Source organism: Megasphaera sp. NM10, from assembly GCF_000417505.1.
GTDB classification, from domain to species: Bacteria; Bacillota; Negativicutes; order Veillonellales; family Megasphaeraceae; genus Megasphaera; species Megasphaera intestinihominis.
In genome coordinates, this window is record NZ_APHY01000016.1 from 13,151 (window position 1) to 29,327 (window position 16,177).

15 protein-coding genes and 1 riboswitch are annotated in these 16,177 nt (G+C 54.8%); all 15 genes read left to right on the forward strand.

The window, feature by feature from the left end:
• The first annotated feature begins 227 nt into the window (after window positions 1–227).
• Window positions 228–362, forward strand: coding sequence for a 50S ribosomal protein L34 (rpmH, locus tag NM10_RS03725; protein WP_020310268.1), 135 nt, complete (start codon window positions 228–230; stop codon window positions 360–362).
• Window positions 363–438: 76 nt separating this feature from the next.
• Window positions 439–792 (forward strand): ribonuclease P protein component, encoded by a 354-nt coding sequence (gene rnpA / locus NM10_RS03730; RefSeq protein WP_020310269.1) that lies wholly within the window; start codon window positions 439–441, stop codon window positions 790–792.
• Between the two features lie 6 nt (window positions 793–798).
• On the forward strand, window positions 799–1,008 hold the full coding sequence (gene yidD, locus NM10_RS13210; protein WP_020310270.1) for a membrane protein insertion efficiency factor YidD: 210 nt from the start codon (window positions 799–801) through the stop codon (window positions 1,006–1,008).
• Window positions 1,009–1,065: 57 nt separating this feature from the next.
• Complete coding sequence (locus tag NM10_RS03735; RefSeq protein WP_036200823.1) at window positions 1,066–1,734, forward strand: YidC/Oxa1 family membrane protein insertase; 669 nt, start codon at window positions 1,066–1,068, stop codon at window positions 1,732–1,734.
• The gene (gene jag, locus NM10_RS03740; RefSeq protein WP_020310272.1) at window positions 1,731–2,519 is read left to right on the forward strand and encodes an RNA-binding cell elongation regulator Jag/EloR; all 789 of its coding nucleotides are present in this window, start codon (window positions 1,731–1,733) and stop codon (window positions 2,517–2,519) included. Before NM10_RS03735 ends, jag begins: the two co-directional genes overlap by 4 nt.
• A 167-nt stretch (window positions 2,520–2,686) precedes the next feature.
• A complete protein-coding gene (gene mnmE, locus NM10_RS03745; RefSeq protein WP_020310273.1) occupies window positions 2,687–4,063 on the forward strand; it encodes a tRNA uridine-5-carboxymethylaminomethyl(34) synthesis GTPase MnmE in 1,377 nt (458 codons plus the stop codon).
• A gap of 12 nt (window positions 4,064–4,075) precedes the next feature.
• Window positions 4,076–5,965 (forward strand): tRNA uridine-5-carboxymethylaminomethyl(34) synthesis enzyme MnmG, encoded by a 1,890-nt coding sequence (gene mnmG / locus NM10_RS03750; RefSeq protein ID WP_020310274.1) that lies wholly within the window; start codon window positions 4,076–4,078, stop codon window positions 5,963–5,965.
• On the forward strand, window positions 5,952–6,662 hold the full coding sequence (rsmG, locus tag NM10_RS03755) for a 16S rRNA (guanine(527)-N(7))-methyltransferase RsmG (protein WP_020310275.1): 711 nt from the start codon (window positions 5,952–5,954) through the stop codon (window positions 6,660–6,662). The genes mnmG and rsmG overlap by 14 nt, the downstream gene beginning before the upstream one ends.
• A gap of 17 nt (window positions 6,663–6,679) precedes the next feature.
• Entirely contained in the window at window positions 6,680–7,825 is a 1,146-nt protein-coding gene (locus NM10_RS03760) for a D-alanyl-D-alanine carboxypeptidase family protein (protein ID WP_020310276.1), read from the forward strand.
• A gap of 58 nt (window positions 7,826–7,883) precedes the next feature.
• A riboswitch (ZMP/ZTP riboswitch) is annotated at window positions 7,884–7,968 on the forward strand.
• A 74-nt stretch (window positions 7,969–8,042) separates the two neighbouring features.
• Window positions 8,043–9,281: an L-lactate MFS transporter gene (locus tag NM10_RS03765; protein WP_020310277.1), complete on the forward strand. Its 1,239-nt coding sequence runs from the start codon at window positions 8,043–8,045 to the stop codon at window positions 9,279–9,281.
• Between the two features lie 1,147 nt (window positions 9,282–10,428).
• The gene (locus NM10_RS03770) at window positions 10,429–11,256 is read left to right on the forward strand and encodes a DeoR/GlpR family DNA-binding transcription regulator (RefSeq protein ID WP_020310278.1); all 828 of its coding nucleotides are present in this window, start codon (window positions 10,429–10,431) and stop codon (window positions 11,254–11,256) included.
• Window positions 11,186–12,091 carry a 1-phosphofructokinase gene (gene pfkB / locus NM10_RS03775; protein ID WP_020723854.1) on the forward strand — a complete coding sequence of 302 codons (906 nt, stop codon included), beginning with the start codon at window positions 11,186–11,188 and terminating at the stop codon, window positions 12,089–12,091. Before NM10_RS03770 ends, pfkB begins: the two co-directional genes overlap by 71 nt.
• A 49-nt stretch (window positions 12,092–12,140) precedes the next feature.
• Entirely contained in the window at window positions 12,141–14,090 is a 1,950-nt protein-coding gene (locus tag NM10_RS03780) for a PTS fructose transporter subunit IIABC (RefSeq protein WP_020310280.1), read from the forward strand.
• Between the two features lie 82 nt (window positions 14,091–14,172).
• Window positions 14,173–14,430, forward strand: coding sequence for an HPr family phosphocarrier protein (locus tag NM10_RS03785; RefSeq protein ID WP_020310281.1), 258 nt, complete (start codon window positions 14,173–14,175; stop codon window positions 14,428–14,430).
• 21 nt (window positions 14,431–14,451) lie between these two features.
• On the forward strand, window positions 14,452–16,083 hold the full coding sequence (ptsP, locus tag NM10_RS03790; protein WP_020310282.1) for a phosphoenolpyruvate--protein phosphotransferase: 1,632 nt from the start codon (window positions 14,452–14,454) through the stop codon (window positions 16,081–16,083).
• The last annotated feature ends 94 nt before the right edge of the window (window positions 16,084–16,177 follow it).

Below are 16,177 nucleotides of genomic sequence, written 5' to 3' on the forward strand. Positions count from 1 at the left end.
TCCACAAAATGTGGATAGATTGTTGACAACTTATTTATCTATCCACATTTTACAACAAAACCGAAATTAAGGGAAGAAAATTTTTACGGAATACTTATACATGAGGTATGCGCAAACAGTATAATACTTGGAAAATAGGGCTTGACAGCCGGGGCTTCGCTTACTATAATTAACCTGTTATGGTGTAAATTCATTTACTGTCAATGACGACAAAGGAGGTGTCTAGCTTGAAACAGACATATCAGCCGAATACATTATGGAGAAAGAGGACTCACGGCTTCCGCGAAAGAATGAAGACGAAAGGCGGCCGCATGGTTTTGAAAAAACGCCGCATGAAAGGCAGAAAGAAACTTTCTGCTTAATTATTACGAGATAAACAGAAAAGTTCCGGTTGGCGGAATTTTTCTGTTTTTCTGGCATTTTTAGGACAATTTGCGTATGTATGAACTAACAAAAGAACAACGGCTGTGCAAAAACCGTGAGTACCAGCTCGTATACCGCCGCGGCAAGTCGTATGTCAACCGCCGCGTCGTCCTGTACGTCCTGCCGCGCTCACCGAAACAGCCGACCCGGATTGGTTTCGTAACGGGTAAGAAAATCGGCTGCGCCGTCGAACGCAACCGCTGCCGCCGCCTGATGAAAGAAGTCTATCGTCTGCACCAGTTCGACCTGCGCGACGGGTTCGACTTGGTCCTCATCGGCCGCAGCAGTTTAAAATACGCCGGATACAAAGAAGCAGAACAAAGCATCCTGCAATTATTCCGGCATGCCAGGGTATTGAAAAAGAAGTGATGACACATGAAACGGTGTTTCATAGCCCTTATCCGGTTTTACCAGTTGTTCATATCGCCCCTTCACCGGCCGTGCTGCCGGTTTTATCCGACTTGTTCTGCCTATGCCATCGAGGCTTTGCAGAAGTACGGTGCTGTCAAAGGGAGTTATTTGGCACTAAGGCGCATTTTAAAATGCCATCCCTTTCACAAAGGCGGATATGATCCGGTACCGTAGATCCCTATTTTTACAACTGAACAGGAGTTGAGAGTATTGGGCTTTTTCAGTGGAATAATGGATGTCCTCAGCGGCATTATGACGACATTCATGAATTACTGTTATGCATTTACCCAGAATGTAGGCTATCCGAGCTATGGCGCTGCCATTATCATGCTCACCTTGATTATTAAACTGGTTCTGGCTCCGCTTACGGCTAAACAGATCCGTTCCATGGAAGGCATGCAGACCCTGCAGCCTAAGATCAAAGAATTACAGAAGAAATATAAGGGCAATCAGAAAAAGATGCAGGAAGAAATGACCAAACTGTATCGGGAAATGGGCGTCAACCCCTTGTCGGGCTGTCTGCCGATCCTCATTCAGATGCCATTCCTCATCGCCATTTTCTATGCTCTTCGGGAATATCCCTACGACCCGGCCTTTGAAAGTTTCTTATGGCTTCCCAGCCTGGGCCAGCCGGACCCCACATATATCATGCCGGTGCTGTCGGCTGTTTCGACTTACTTCATCCAGAACCAGATGTCAGGTACGCAGGTAGCGGCTTCGGATGCACAGGCTAAACAGCAGAAAATCATGAAGATCGTCATGCCGTTATTCATCGGCTGGATCAGCTTGAATTTCCCCAGCGGCCTGGTCATTTACTGGGTTGTTTCTAACGTATTCCAGTGGGCACAGCAGTTCCTCATGACCCACCTCAAGAAAAAAGGAGCACGATCAGAAGCATGAGTACCATCGAAACTACAGGAAAAACGATCGAAGATGCCGTCCGCTCCGGTCTGGTCCGTCTCGGCAGAATGAAGGACGAAGTCGACATCGAAGTCTTGGAAGAACCGAAGAGCGGTTTCTTCGGATTCGGCAGCAAGCCGGCGAAAGTACGCATTACCGAAAAAGAAGGCGTACCGACGGTCCCGACCATGGAAAGCCAGCCGGCAGCCGTGGAAAAGCCCGTCGCACCGGCAGCGGCTGAACCGGCTGCCAACGCAGCTGGCGCAGCTGAAGAAGCGGTTCCCCAGGTAGAAACAGAACCGGCTGAAGCCGAAACAGGCGATGATTTTACGGCTGAAGAAGCCGCCGCCAAGGCGAAGGCCTTCCTTCAGGAAGTGCTCAAGAACATGGGCATCGACGTCGTCATCGAAAAGATGATCAAGTCCGATAAAGTCCTGCTCCACCTGCACGGCAAGAACTTGGGTATCCTCATCGGCAAGCATGGCCAGACCTTGGATGCCCTCCAGTACCTGACCAACTTGACGACGAATCAGGGCGAAAGGACGCGCCATTTCATCATGCTCGATGTCGAAAATTACCGCCATCGCCGGGAAGAAACGCTGAAACAGCTGGCTATCCGTCTGGCGAACCGCGTCAAGAAGAACGGCGACCGCGTCGTCCTGGAACCGATGAACGGTTATGAACGCAAAATCATCCATGTGACCTTGCAGAACGACCCGCAGGTCCGCACGGAAAGTGAAGGCCAGGACCCGTACCGCCACGTCGTCATTTACTATCAAGAATAATTTTTAGTTTGCCCTATGAAGCTTAACAAAGAGGCTGTCGCATTCAGACAGCCTCTTTCGAGTATTTTTCTACAAACTCTGTACTACAAACTATAAAGTAAAAGGAATCTTGCATGATGTCAGGAAACTTCATGCGAGCCCCTTGGCTATGAAAGGAGTATTGCCATATGTACGATACGACCGATACGATCGCGGCCATTGCCACCCCCCTGGGGGAAAGCGGCATCGGCGTCATCCGTATCAGCGGCAGCCATGCCTATGACGTAGGCGATGCCATTTTCCGCAGCCCTTCGGGAAAGCCCCTGGCCCAGCGCCAGGACCGTTCTATCCAGCATGGCTTCATCGTTGCCGATGACGGCCGTCCTGTCGATGAAGTGCTCATGCTCATCATGAAAAGGCCGCACTCCTATACGGCGGAAGACGTACTGGAAATCCAGTGCCACGGCGGCCGCAAGGCCTTGGAAGAAATCCTCGGCCTGGTCCTGGCCCACGGCGCCCGCATGGCCAATCCCGGAGAATTTACGCAGCGTGCCTTCGTCAATGGCCGCATCGATCTGGCCCAGGCCGAAGCCGTCATGGATGTCATCCAGGCCAAGAGCCGCCAGGGCCTGACCAGTGCCGTCAATCAGCTTGAAGGGCGGCTGTCTAAAGTCATCGGTGCCATGCGCCATGATTTGACGGACTTCATTACCCGCCTGGAAGTCACCATCGATTATCCTGAAGAAGACCTGGAAGATATCACCGTCCCCGATGTAGCCGGAGCTATCCGCAAACAGCTGACGGCCCTGGACGATATGCTGGAGGCTTCTCACGACGGCCGCATCATCCGCGACGGCGTCATGGCCGCCATTGCCGGTACGCCGAACGCTGGCAAATCGAGCCTGCTCAACCGCCTGCTCCAGGAAGACCGGGCCATCGTCACCGATGTGCCGGGGACGACGCGGGATGTCCTGGAAGAATGGATTTCCCTCAAAGGTGTCCCGGTCTGCCTCGTCGATACGGCAGGTATCCGGGAAACAGACGATACCGTCGAAAAGATAGGCGTCACCAAGGCCAAGGCCTATATGGACAAAGCCGATATTATCCTGGTCGTCATCGACCGGTCCCGGTCCTTGTCCGATGAAGATAAGGCCATTCTGGAAGACACGAAGGATAAGAATGTCCTGGTCGTCCTCAACAAGACCGATTTAATGCCAGTCGTTACGGAAAAAGATTTGGCAGGCTATGGTCATCCCGTTCTCTCCTTGTCGGCTGGTACGGGTGACGGCCTGGATTCCCTAAAAGATAAATTGTTGTCCCTGGCCCTGTCCCATGCCGATACGGCAGGCAGTGCCCTGCTCACCAATACGCGCCATATCGAACTGGTGCGCCAGAGCCGGCAAGCCCTGCAGCGGGCCCTCGATTCCATCGAAGCCGGTATGCCCGTCGACTGTGCCGTCGTCGACCTGCGCGAAGCCTGGGAGCTTTTGGGCTCGATCACGGGCGATACGGTCCACGACGATATGGTCGAAGAAATATTCAGCCGATTCTGTTTAGGTAAATAAAGGGGTGTAACCATGTTTGTAGTCGATACATACGATGTCATCGTCATCGGTGCCGGCCATGCCGGCTGTGAAGCGGCCCTGGCCAGTGCCCGCCTGGGCGCCAAGACCCTGATGGCGACGCTGAACTTAGATAATATTGCCCTCATGCCCTGCAATCCCGCTGTCGGCGGACCGGGGAAGAGCCATCTCGTCCGGGAAATCGACGCCCTGGGCGGTGAAATGGGCATCAATACGGATAAGACGTGCCTCCAGATGCGCATGCTCAACACCGGCAAAGGACCGGCCGTCTATTCTCTCCGGGCCCAGTCCGATAAGAAGATGTACCAGATGGCCATGACCAAGACCCTGGAAAACCAGGACCACCTCGATGTCAAGCAGCTCATGATCACAGACCTTCTCGTCGAAGACGGCGCCGTCACCGGTGTCCGGACGGAACTGGATGAAGTTTATAAAGCCAAGTGCGTCATCCTGGCGACGGGGACCTACCTCAAAGGGAAGATCATCATCGGCACCTGTACCTATTCCGGCGGCCCTATCGGCCAGCGCTCGGCTGAAGATTTGTCGGGGTCCCTGGTCAAGGCCGGCCTCAAGCTTATGCGCTTCAAGACCGGTACGCCGGCCCGCGTCGACCGCCGTACCCTGCGGACCGATGAAATGGCCAAGCAGGAAGGCGACAAAGACGGTCATGCCTTTTCCTTCCTGTCGGAACGGAAAGACCGCAACAAAGAATGTTGCTGGCTGACCTTTACCAACGAAGAAACGCATAAGATCATCCGCGACAACCTCGACCGGGCTCCCATGTGCAATGGCATCATCACCGGCATCGGGCCGCGCTACTGCCCGTCCATCGAATCGAAAATCGTCCGCTTTGCCGATAAGAAGCGGCATCAGCTCTTCATCGAACCGGAAGGGGAATCGACGGAAGAAATGTACGTCCAGGGCATGAGCACCAGTATGCCTGCCGACGTCCAGTACGCCTTCCTGCGTACCATCCCGGGCCTGGAAGACGTCAAAATCATGCGCCCGGGCTATGCCATCGAATATGACTGCCTGGACCCGACGCAGCTCACGCCGTGGCTGGAAACGAAGAAGATTTCTGGCCTCTTCTCGGCAGGCCAGGCCAACGGGACCAGCGGTTACGAAGAAGCCGCTGCCCAGGGTCTCATGGCCGGCATCAACGCGGCCTTGAAGGTCCAGGGCAGAGAACCGTTCATCCTAACCCGCTCCGAAGCCTATATCGGCGTCCTCATCGACGATTTGGTCACAAAGGGGACGAATGAACCGTACCGCATCATGACCAGCCGCAGCGAATACCGCCTCATCCTGCGTCAGGACAATGCCGACCTGCGCCTGACCCAGAAAGGCTATGACCTGGGCCTGGTCACGCAGGAACGGTATGACCGCTTCACGGCCAAGAAAAAAGCCATCGAAGAAGGCATCGCCGCCCTCCAGGCCATTTCCGTCACGCCGTCCAAGGCCAATCTGGAAAAATTGGAACGCCTGGGCACGGCACCCATCCACACGGCCATCACGGCCTACGACCTCCTGCGCCGCAACGATGTCGACTACGAGGCCCTGCGGACGGTCTTCGACCTGCCGGAACTGGCTGCCGACGTGGAAGAAGAAATCGAAATCATGATCAAGTACGAAGGCTATATCAGCCGCCAGATGGAACAAGTCGAAAAGATGAACCGCCTGGAACAGAAGAAGATGCCCGCCGATATCGTCTATGCCGATATCGACACCCTGTCGGCCGAAGCCCGGCAGAAACTCGATGAAATCGGGCCCTTGTCCTTAGGCCAGGCCAGCCGTATTTCCGGTGTGTCCCCGGCGGATATCACGGCCTTGCTCATCGTACTGGAACAGCACAGCCGGGAGGAAAAAAATCATGTTTCGCAGTGAATTAGAACAGGCCCTGAAGGCCATGGGCCTTACCGTGACAGACGGGCAGCTTTCCCAGTTCTGCGCTTTTAATGAAAGACTGGTGGAAACGAATAAAGTCATGAACCTGACGGCCATTACCGACCCGAAAGGCGTCGCCATCAAGCACATGGCCGACAGCCTGTCCTGTTATGACCCGGCTTATTTCAAAGAAGGCGCTCGTGTCCTCGATTTGGGGACTGGCGCCGGATTCCCCGGCCTGCCCCTGCTCATCTACCGGCCGGACTTGAACGTGACGTTCTTCGATTCCCTGCAAAAGCGCCTGACCTTCCTGGAAAACACGGTCAGCGATATAGGACTGACGGCGTCGTTCCTCCACGGCCGGGCCGAAGAAATGGCCCATAAGCCGGAATACCGCAGCGCTTTCGATATCGTCACCAGCCGGGCCGTCGCCCGCCTGAACATATTGGCCGAATGGGCCCTGCCCTACGTGAAGACCGGAGGCTATTTCATTTCCCTCAAAGGGGCCCAGTATGAAGACGAACTGGCAGAAGGCGAAAAAGCCTTGCAGATCCTGGGCGGCAAAATCGCCGAAGTCCGACCTGTTCACCTGCCGGGACTCGATGACGTCCGCGCCGTCCTTTACATCGAGAAAGTGAAGGAAAGCCCCAAAAAGTATCCCCGCAAGCCCAAGATGGCTGCGAAAAATCCCTTATAGAGAAAGAAGTGTATGCTATGTCTTTGAAAAGAATCTTCTGTCTGGCTGCAGCCGCCTGCCTGACTGTGTCGGCCGCCGTCTTTGCCGATACGCCGCAGCCACCTGAAATCAGCGCTCATGCCGCCTATGTCATGGATGCCGATACGGGTGACACGCTCTATGCGAAAAATGCCGACGACCGGACCTATCCGGGCAGTACGACGAAAATCATGACCGGTATTCTCGGCGTCGAATTGGGCAAGGCCCAGGGCAAAATGGACCAGCCCCTCAACATCACCAATGACGTCTACAACATCGAAAGCGATGCGTCTGTTCTGGGCATCGATCCTGGCGACCAGATTACCCTGCGCCATGCCCTGACCGGCATGATGACCGTATCCGGCTGTGATGCGGCCGTTGCCGTAGCCGAAACGGTTACGCCGACCCAGGCCGATTTCGTCGCCAAGATGAATGAAAAAGCAGCCGCCCTGGGCTGCACGAATACCCATTTCGCCAATCCCCATGGCCTGCCGGACAGCGATCACTATTCGACGGCCCGCGATATGGCGACGATTGCCGCTTATGGCATGAAAATGCCGGAATTCCGCGACATGGTCAGCCACAGTGAATACGACATGCCCTATATCAACGGCGGGTCCAAGCACTGCACGACGACGAACTATTTCCTGACCAGCGGCTTCCCCGGTGCCAACGGCATCAAGACCGGCACGACCAACGCCGGCGGTCCCTGCCTGGTCGCTTCGGCTACCCAGGATGGCCGGACGGTCATCGCTTCCATCATGAACTCGGACGACCGCTTCGGCGATGCCCAGAAATTGATGGCCTATGGTTTTTCCGTCCTGAAACCGGTCGAACCGGCAGAAAACGTCTATATCCTGCGTCAGGCACCGGCAGGCCAGACATTGTCGGATATCAGGGAAAAAAAGGCCCAGGCTGCTGAACTGGCATCGCAGCAGAAGCAGGAAGCCGCTACGGCTGCCGCTTCCACGGCTGCGGCCAAAGCGCCTGTCAAAACAGCTACAACGGTAAAGACCGCAACGGAAACAGCTGCTAAAACGGCAGCCAAGACGACTGCGAAAACCGCTGCCAAAGCTGATACGGCGAAGACCAGTAAGCCGGCTGTTTCCAGCCAGCCTTACGTTCCCTTCTCGCCGGCTGCTTAAAAGTTAAAAAAGGGATATTGACAATCACCGTCCATATTCGTATAATAAGCACATCAGCAGATTCGTACAGGACTGACGGAATCAAGTGGAGTAACCACATGAACTGTACGGAGATTTTCATGCCGACCGTCTGGGCAAGAGTATGCTACATATTCTTGAGCCAGGCGGCCGGTATTTTTTTTCGCCAGTCTGGCTCCTCACAAGGAGTGTTGTCTAAATGAAACGAAATCGCTGGCTCATCGCCCTGTCTGCCATGGGGCTCCACCTCTGTATCGGCAGTGTCTACGCCTGGAGCGTCCTCACCAAGCCCATCATGGAATCTATGGGCTTCACCCTCAAGGAAACGACGTGGACCTTTTCCCTGGCCATCCTCTTCCTCGGCCTGTCGGCCGGCTTTTTGGGCAGTTTCGTCCAGAAAATCGGTCCCCGCAAGTCCGGCCTCTTATCCATGACCTGCTTCGTCACGGCCATGTTCGGCACGGCAGCGGCTTTCTATGCCCACAGCCTGCCCATGCTCTACGCTTTTTACGGCGTCATCGGCGGCGTCGGCCTGGGGACGGGCTATATCACGCCCGTATCGACACTGGTCAAATGGTTCCCGGAAAATCGGGGCTTTGCTACGGGCCTGGCTATCATGGGCTTCGGTTTTGCCAGCCTCATCGCCGGTCCGGCCATTCAGCTGCTGGTCCAGCATTTTGGCTTAGTCGCTAACTTCATCATCCTCGGCTGCGTCTATATGGTCGTCATGACGGCTTCGTCGCTCTACCTGGCTCCGCCGGCAGCCGGAGACGTTCCGGCCAAGGCCGAAAAAGAATCTTCCGTCGAATACGCCGACGCCCAGCCGCAGTTCACCGTCCGCCGGGCCATGAAGACCTGGCAGTTCTACGCCATCTGGTGGCTCTTCTTCACCAACATCACCTGCGGTATCGCCCTGCTGTCCGTCGCTTCGCCCATGGCACAGGATGTCGTCGGCATGTCGCCTATGGCAGCGGCTTCCATGGTCGGCTTCATCGGCCTCATGAACGGCGCCGGCCGCATTGCCTGGGCGACCATATCCGACTACATCGGCCGCTCGGCTACGTATGTCCTCTTCTTTATCATTGAAATCCTGGCCTTCTGGCAGCTGGCTGGCGTTACGGGCGCCTTCAGTTTCCAGGTCCTGGTCCTGCTCATCATTTCCTGCTATGGCGGCGGCTTCTCGTGCATGCCGGCCTACCTCAGCGACCTCTTCGGCACGAAATACCTCAGTGCCATCCACGGCCGCATCCTCACGGCCTGGGGCGCTGCCGGCGTTGCCGGCCCCCTGGTCCTGTCGCTCATCAAAGAAAATACCAATAGTTATGCCGTCACCTTGTACTTCTTCGTCGGCGCCTTCACCGTCGCCCTGGCCCTAATGCTCTTCCTCAAATACCGCACCCGCCACGGCATCGCCCGCGTCGCAGAAGCACGGGGATGATCGTTCATCGTAGGCCTGATGATCGTTTATCGTAGGTCGTTCGTCGTAGGGGGCCGCACGCGGGCGCCCCACGGGTCGCCCCTACAACGAAAAAAGCTGTCGCTATGCGGCAGCTTTTTTTTCGATGACGACGAACGATGAACGAATCGCAGCCAGGCGACAAATAATCCAAGGCCTGTGGCCTTGTGTGTAGGGGACGTCCTGTCAAGGCGTCCCGTTGTGAACAATGGAAGATATACTTAACTGATATATGTGGCATGGTTTTGCGACCTGCGACCGACGGCCTGCGTTCTCTTGGACTCAGATGCCGCTGTGCGGCGACAGACTCAAACTGACAACGACGCTTCGGGAAGCCCTCCGCGCGTAGCGGGCCGCCTTTACAGGCCGGCCCCTACGGAATCGCAGCCAGGCGATGTTATGGATTTACGACAAACGATGAACGCATTACCATAGGCGATGTTATGGCAGAACCGTTATGGATTAACGGCAAATCATTCACGGCCTATGGCCTTGTGCGTAGGGGACGCTCTTTAACCTCTCAGACCGCCTTCGGCGGCCAGCTCCCCTATAAAGGGAGCCTTGGGCGTCCCGTTGTGAACAATGGGAGATATACTCAACTGGTCTATGAGAAATGGTTTTGTGACCTGTGAACTGCGAATAATGATATCGACGAACAGCATTTCACGGGATTCCCACAACGGGCCGCCCAGCCTCTGCTGTCCGTTCCAGCAACCGTCTTGCGCCTCCCATTGGTCGGCACCCGACGGGCTGGAAAGGCTTTGGACGGCCCCTACAGCGACATCTGTGATGTCGCGGCGGCCTGCGGCCTGCGGGGCTGTCTCACGAAGGTTTCTGCCATCATGTGCCGTCCTTTTTTTATGGTTTGTAGCACGGAGTTTGTAGTTTGCAGAGAGGATTTTAAATTTAAAGCCATCTGCTAACCACTAACTGCTAGCCACTAACCACTTAAAGAGGCTGTCGCACCTGCGACAGCCCCTTTGCGTATGTGAATAAAATCACTTAATGAGTTGGACGCATAAATGAACGAAAATGATTGCTTTTTGATTATAATGAATGAATTTGATTGAAAATGATTGAATATAACGGTATAATGAGGCCAAAGGAGGATAAAAAGGGAAGTGATACGATGTTGACAGAAGAAAGACATGAAAAGATCATGCGTCTTGTCAATACGAGTGGTGCCGTTTCGGTTCAGGACTTAGTGAGTTTTCTGAACATTTCCGAATCGACGGTCCGTCGGGATTTACTCACGCTGGACCGGGAAGGCCGCCTGCGCCGTGTCCATGGCGGCGCCACGACGCTGCGCGATGATTCTTCATATGAAGCGGATATGGAAAATCTGCAGGACAAGTATTCCATTCATATGAGCGATAAACGCCGCATCGCCCAGTATGCAGCCAGCCTGATCAAGAAGGATGACTTCGTCTATCTCGACGCCGGTTCGACGACGGAACAGATGGCCGATTTCCTGGCCGAATCTGAAGCGACCTTCGTGACCAACAGCATCCCGCTGGCCCAGAAATTGGGGCGCAGCGGCAGCCGCGTCTACATCCTGCCCGGACGGGTCAAAGGCGATACGGAAGCCATTGTCGGCAGTGATATGCGGGATATGATCGGCCGCTATCATTTCACCAAGGGCTTCTTCGGAGCCAATGGAATCGCTCCCCATTCCGGATGTACGACGCCGGATGATGAAGAAGCTGTCTGTAAGCGCGCTGCCGTAGGCCAGTGCCTAGACCGCTTCGTCCTGGCCGATTCCAGTAAATTCGGTTTATCTTCGCACATTACATTTGCAGACTTATCAATGGTTACGCTGATTACGGCCAAAGATGAAGAACACGTCGATTACCGGCTTATCAGCAGATTACGGAGGTGCATATCCTGTGATTTATACAGTTACGTTCAATCCATCGTTAGACTACGTCGTCCACATGAAGACCTTCACGGCCGGTGACATCAACCGGGCCGAACAGGAAATAATCTATCCTGGCGGCAAAGGCATCAACGTGTCCCTCGTCCTGGGAAACCTTCATATTCCTTCTAAGATGCTCGGTTTCGTCGCTGGTTTCACAGGCCGGGAAATTGAACGCCTGGCCAAAATCAACGGCGGCGATACGGATTTCATCATCCTCGACGAAGGCTGCTCGCGTATCAACCTCAAAGTCAGCGCCGATGATGAAACGGCTGTCAATGGCATGGGACCGCATATTCCCGAAGAAAAACGGCAAGCCCTGCTGGCTCAGATCGATACCCTCAAAGCCGGTGACACCCTGGTACTGGCCGGCAGCATCCCCAGCGATATTCCCGATGATATTTACGAACAGATCCTCAAACGCCTCCAGGACCGCGATATCCGCGTCGTCGTCGATGCCACAGGCGACCTTTTGAAGAATGTCATCAAATATAGACCGTTCCTCATCAAACCGAATAACTTTGAATTAGGCGAATTGTTCAGCGTCGACCTCCATACGGATGAAGAAATCATCGTCTGCGCCAAACAGCTCCAGGCCATGGGGGCCCGCAACGTCCTCGTATCTCTCGGCGGTGACGGCGCCCTGCTCCTCGGCGAAGACGGCCAGGTCTACCGCCGCCAGTCCCCGAAAGGCACGCTGGTCAACTCCGTCGGTGCCGGCGACAGCATGGTCGCTGGGTTCCTGGCCGGTTTCGAAGCGTCCAAGGGCGACCTCCAGGAAGCCTTGAAAATGGGCATCAGCGCCGGCAGTGCATCGGCCTTCCATGAATGGCTGGCTACGGAAGACGATATCAAGGAAGTATACGCTACCTTATAAAGAAACACGCATTTTTGTGTAGAGAGTTGAGAAGAGAAGGAGAGAAATAATGCGTATTGTAGATTTACTCAAGAAACAGAGCATCGACCTCAATGCGTCTGTAGCCGACAAGGCCGCTGCCATCGACCACCTGGTCGACCTCATGGCCGCCGGCGGCAACCTGAACGACAAAGAGCTGTACAAGCAGCGCGTCCTCGCCCGTGAACAAGAAGGCAGTACGGGTATCGGCGAAGGCATCGCCATTCCCCATGCCAAGACGGAAGCCGTCAACGAACCGGGCCTGGCTTCGATGATTGTCCGCGACGGCGTCGACTACGAAAGCCTCGACGACGAACCGGCTCACTTGTTCTTCCTCATCGCCGCTCCGGCTGGCGGTGCCAACGTCCATCTGGAAGTCTTGAGCCGTCTGAGCCGTATGCTCATGGACGACGATTTCCGCGACAACCTGATGAAGGCCCAGACGCCGGAAGAATACCTGGCTATCATAGACAAGGCCGAAGCCGAACAGGTCGCAGCTGAAGAAGCAGAAGCTGCCGCTGAAGCCGCTGCCGAAGAAGCACCGGCTGAAACGGAAACAGCCGCTCCGTCGGATCGTCCCTACGTCATCGGCGTCACAGCCTGCCCGACGGGCATTGCCCACACCTACATGGCAGCAGAAGCCCTGGAAAACAAAGCCGCTGCCATGGGCGTCGACATCAAAATCGAAACGAATGGTTCCGGCGGTGTCAAGAACCACCTGACCCAGGCCGATATCGACCGCGCTGTCGGCGTCATCGTCGCCTGCGATAAAGACGTGCCGGTCCAGCGTTTTGCCGGCAAACCGGTCATCTTCACGAAAGTCGCCAACGGCATCAAGATCCCGGAAGAACTCATCCAGACCGTCCTCGACGGCAAAGCACCCATTTATCAGGGCAATGAATCGTCGTCGGAAGCCGTCGATGTCGAAAGCGCTGAAAAAGAAAGCGTCGGCCATCAGATTTATAAGCACTTGATGAACGGCGTATCCCATATGCTTCCCTTCGTCATTGGCGGTGGGATCCTCATCGCCCTGGCTTTCCTCTGCGACATGGATAACGCCGGTACGGCCAACTTCGGCAGCGGCACGCCGCTGGCTGCCTTCCTGAAAAATGTCGGCGGCCTGTCCTTCAGCATGATGATGCCTATCCTGGCAGGCTATATCGCCATGAGTATCGGTGAAAGGCCGGCTCTCATGCCCGGTATCGTCGGCGGTTTCCTGGCAACGACAGGCGGTTCTGGTTTCTTCGGCGCCCTCTTTGCCGGCTTCATCGCAGGCTATCTCATCATTTTCCTGAAAAAAGCCCTGGCCCATCTGCCGGAAGCGCTGGACGGCACGAAGTCCATCCTCTTCTATCCGGTCCTCGGCCTGGTCCTCATCGGCGTCATCATGACTTATATCATCAATCCGCCGACGTCTGTTTTCAATACGTGGCTCTTCGACGTCCTCAACAGCATGACCACATCGAGCCGTATCGTCCTCGGCTTCATCCTCGGCGGCATGATGTCCATCGACTTCGGCGGCCCGATCAACAAAGCCGCTTACGTCTTCGGTACGGCCTCGCTCATGAGTGCCAGCGGTCAGGCTGTCAGCTCGGGCATCATGGCTTCGGTCATGGTCGGCGGCATGGTTCCGCCTCTGGCTATCGCCCTGGCTATGCTCATCTTTAAAGGTAAATTCACACCGAAAGAACGACAGTCGACGATTACCAACTTCATCATGGGCCTGTCCTTCATCACCGAAGGGGCCATTCCTTTCGCCGCATCGGATCCGGTCCACGTTATCCCGCCCTGCGCTATCGGCGCCGCTGTCGCCGGTGCCTTGTCGATGCTCTTCAACTGCGCCCTTCCGGCTCCTCACGGTGGTATCTTCGTCTTCGGTGTCATCACCAACTGGCCTATGTACATCGTCGCCTTAGTGGCCGGTGTCATCGTCGCAGCTATCCTGCTCGGTATTTTCCGCAAAAAACGTCCGCAAGACTGATTGCGTTATCGCTATAAATCGTATACACTATATTATGTAGCTTTATCTCATCTTCTATATTTCCTAAAAGGAGGAATTTGTCATGAAAGAATTTGAATTTGTTGTCACTGATCCCCAGGGTATCCACGCTCGTCCGGCAGGCCTTTTGGTCAAAGAAGCAAAGAAATTTGAATCCAATATCAGCGTATTCAAAGGCGCCCGCAAAGGCAATTTGAAGAAAATCTTCACCGTCATGGCTCTCGGCGTAAAACAGGGCGAAACGATTAAAGTACAAGTAGAAGGCGCAGACGAAGAACAGGCAGCTAGTACTGTAGAAGCCTTCTTGAAAGAAAACTTCTAATTTCTTTGAGGGGGAAAGTACATGCTGACGTTAAAAGGTAAAAGTGTCTTCTCCGGTATCAGCATCGGACCGCTGGCACTGTTCCATCGTAATACGATTTCTACGGCCGTACGGCCAATCGAAGACGTCGATGCCGAAATCGCGCGTTTCCAGAAAGCCCGCGAAGAAGCTATCGGCCAGCTCAAGGACTTGTATGTCAAGGCTGTAGACAAAGTCGGTGAAGAACAAGCCGCTGTCTTTGAAGTCCATCAGATGATGCTTGATGACGATGACTATATCGAAGGTATTGAAACCAAGATCTGCGATGAAAAAATGAATGCTGAAGCCGCTGTCGACCAGACGGCTCAGAAATTTGCTGAAATGTTCCGTTCCATGGAAGATGCTTATATGCAGGCCCGCGCAGCCGACGTCCTCGACATCTCCCGCCGTGTAGAACAGCAGCTTTGCGGCGGCCCGGGAATCGACTTCAGCAATTATGACCACGTCATCATCGCAGCCGATGACCTGGCTCCCAGCGAAACGTTACAGCTCGATACGGATAAGATTCTCGGCTTTGTTACGTCAGCAGGCAGCACGAACTCGCATACGGCCATCCTGGCCCGCACACTGGGCATCGCTGCCGTCGTCAGCACGGGCACACAGCTCCACAACGACGTCGACAACATGACGGCCATCATCGATGGCACGACGGGCACGGTCTACATCAATCCGGATGAAGAAACCATGGCGGCCATGAAGCAGAAACAGAAGGAAGAAGAACTTCGCGTAGCCGCTCTGGAACAGGTACGCGGCGTCCCGACGGGTACCAAAGATGGCAAGAAAATCAACCTCTATGCCAATATCGGCAACCCTGGCAATCTGCCGCAGGTTCTGGCCAACGATGCCGAAGGCATCGGCCTCTTCCGCAGCGAATTCCTGTATCTCGAAAGCAGCGATTATCCGACGGAAGACCAGCAGTTCGAAGCCTATAAACAGGCGGCTGAAGCCCTGCAGGGCAAGACCGTCGTCATCCGTACCCTGGATATCGGCGCCGACAAGAAAGTCGACTACTTCCAGCTCGACCCGGAAGAAAACCCGGCCATGGGCATGCGTGCTATCCGCATCTGCCTGACCCGCGTCGACCTCTTCAAGACGCAGCTCCGCGCTCTCCTGCGCGCTTCGGCTTATGGTAAGATCGCCATCATGTTCCCGATGATCATTTCCGTCTGGGAAGTACAGCGGTGCAAAGAAATCTTTAACGAAGTCCGTCAGGAATTGGATGAAAAAGGCATTGCCTACGATAAAGATATGGAAATCGGCATCATGGTCGAAACACCGGCTGCTGCCGTCATGAGTGAAGAACTGGCTAAGGAAGTCGACTTCTTCAGCATCGGTTCCAACGACTTGACCCAGTATACCCTGGCCATCGACCGTCAGCAGACCCAGCTCGATGCCTTCTTCGATCCCCATCATCCGGCTGTCCTCAAACTCATCCAGATGACCATCGAAAATGGCCACAAAGCCGGCATCTGGGTCGGCATCTGCGGCGAACTCGGTGCAGACCTGACACTGACCGAAACGTTCCTGCGCATGGGCGTAGACGAACTCTCCGTCAGCCCACCGTCGGTCCTGCCGCTCCGTGAAAAAGTACGCTCTCTTGATTTGAGCAAGTAATAAAAAAGGTCTTGTCGCGATGCGACAGACCTTTTTAGCTGTTAGCCGTTAGCCACCTGCCTCCCCTGTGAAGGGGAGCTTTTTGGCATTGTAG

Coding starts and splice junctions, on each gene's coding strand:
- rnpA (WP_020310269.1), top strand. CDS start 439: ATGTATGAACTAACAAAAGAACAACGGCTGTGCAAAAACCGTGAGTAC.
- yidD (WP_020310270.1), top strand. CDS start 799: ATGAAACGGTGTTTCATAGCCCTTATCCGGTTTTACCAGTTGTTCATA.
- NM10_RS03735 (WP_036200823.1), top strand. CDS start 1,066: ATGGATGTCCTCAGCGGCATTATGACGACATTCATGAATTACTGTTAT.
- jag (WP_020310272.1), top strand. CDS start 1,731: ATGAGTACCATCGAAACTACAGGAAAAACGATCGAAGATGCCGTCCGC.
- mnmE (WP_020310273.1), top strand. CDS start 2,687: ATGTACGATACGACCGATACGATCGCGGCCATTGCCACCCCCCTGGGG.
- mnmG (WP_020310274.1), top strand. CDS start 4,076: ATGTTTGTAGTCGATACATACGATGTCATCGTCATCGGTGCCGGCCAT.
- rsmG (WP_020310275.1), top strand. CDS start 5,952: ATGTTTCGCAGTGAATTAGAACAGGCCCTGAAGGCCATGGGCCTTACC.
- NM10_RS03760 (WP_020310276.1), top strand. CDS start 6,680: ATGTCTTTGAAAAGAATCTTCTGTCTGGCTGCAGCCGCCTGCCTGACT.
- NM10_RS03765 (WP_020310277.1), top strand. CDS start 8,043: ATGAAACGAAATCGCTGGCTCATCGCCCTGTCTGCCATGGGGCTCCAC.
- NM10_RS03770 (WP_020310278.1), top strand. CDS start 10,429: ATGTTGACAGAAGAAAGACATGAAAAGATCATGCGTCTTGTCAATACG.
- NM10_RS03780 (WP_020310280.1), top strand. CDS start 12,141: ATGCGTATTGTAGATTTACTCAAGAAACAGAGCATCGACCTCAATGCG.
- NM10_RS03785 (WP_020310281.1), top strand. CDS start 14,173: ATGAAAGAATTTGAATTTGTTGTCACTGATCCCCAGGGTATCCACGCT.
- ptsP (WP_020310282.1), top strand. CDS start 14,452: ATGCTGACGTTAAAAGGTAAAAGTGTCTTCTCCGGTATCAGCATCGGA.